This window comes from Thauera aminoaromatica S2 (assembly GCF_000310185.1).
GTDB lineage: Bacteria > Pseudomonadota > Gammaproteobacteria > Burkholderiales > Rhodocyclaceae > Thauera > Thauera aminoaromatica.
In genome coordinates this window covers 1-1,178 of sequence record NZ_AMXD01000291.1, presented here as the reverse complement: position 1 = coordinate 1,178, position 1,178 = coordinate 1, and the positions used below count along the sequence as shown (strand labels likewise).

Sequence of the window (1,178 nt, the reverse complement as noted above, 5' to 3'; positions counted from 1 at the left end):
CCGCGCGCGGCGGCTGGCGGCGCGCGGCCGGCAGGCTGTCCGATGCGCTGCTGCTGGTCTGGTGCGTGCTCGCGGTCGGGGTGCTGGTGCTGCGCCATCTCGTGCTGCCGGCAGTGGGCGAACTGCGCGTGCCGATCGCCGAGTTGCTCGGCGAGCGCCTTGGCGTGGCGGTGGCGATCGAGCGCATCGAGGGCGGCTGGGCGGGCTGGCGACCGCGCCTGCGCCTGGCCGGGGTGAGCCTGTCCGACGCGCAGGGCCGCCCCGCGCTGACCCTGCCCGAGATCGACGCCACCCTGGCGTGGTCCTCGCTGGCGATGCTCGAGCCGCATTTCCACCGCCTCGAGATCCGCGCGCCGGACCTGTTGGTACGCCGCGATCCGGAGGGAGCGCTGCACGTCGCAGGCATCGCGCTTGCACACGGGGACGAGGGCGGCGACGGCGGCCTCGGCTGGCTGCTCGCGCAGCGCCAGATCCTCATCCACGGCGCGCGTCTTGCCTGGGCGGACGAAGCGCGCGGTGCGCCGGTGCTCGAGCTCGAAGAGGTGGAATTCCGCCTCGATCGACGCACGCGTCCGGCGCGCTTCGCGCTCGAGGCACGGCTGCCGGCCGCCCTCGGCGAGCGTGCGAGCCTGCGCGGCGAGCTGCGCCGCATCGACCCGCTGCGCCCGCAGCGTTTCGCCGGTCGGTTGTACGTCGAACTCGGGCGCACGGCGCTGGGCAACTGGCGGCCCTGGGTCGACCTGCCTTTCGGCCTGGAAGGCGAGGGTGCGCTGCAAGCCTGGCTCGACGCGGACGGCCGTGGCGGTCATGCGCTGACCGCCGACCTCGCGCTGGACGGGGTGCGGGCCGTGCTCGGCGAGGATCTGCCGGTTCTCGAGCTCGCCCGTCTCGACGGTCGTGTCGAGCTGGCCCGCGGCGAGGATGGATTCCGCTTCGCCGGCCGCGGGCTCGGGTTCGAAACCGCCCAGGGCCTCGTGCTGCCCCCCACCGATGTCGAGCTGGGGCTGGATCCGGCGCTCGATGGCAAGGCGCGCGATCGTGGCACCGGCGAGGAGCAGGCCGGGCGCGGGCCCGCGGCGGCCGGGGGGCGCCTCGTCGCAGACCGGCTCGAACTGGCCACGCTCGTCGCGCTCGCCGCCCACCTGCCGCTCGATGCCGGGCTGCGCTCGCGCCTGGCG

1 protein-coding gene is annotated in these 1,178 nt (G+C 75.6%); it reads left to right on the top strand.

All coding sequences use genetic code 11. The annotated features are described in order from the left end of the window. Window positions 1–1,178: YhdP family protein (locus C665_RS19655; RefSeq protein WP_004330195.1), on the top strand; the 1,178-nt coding region annotated here is incomplete at both ends.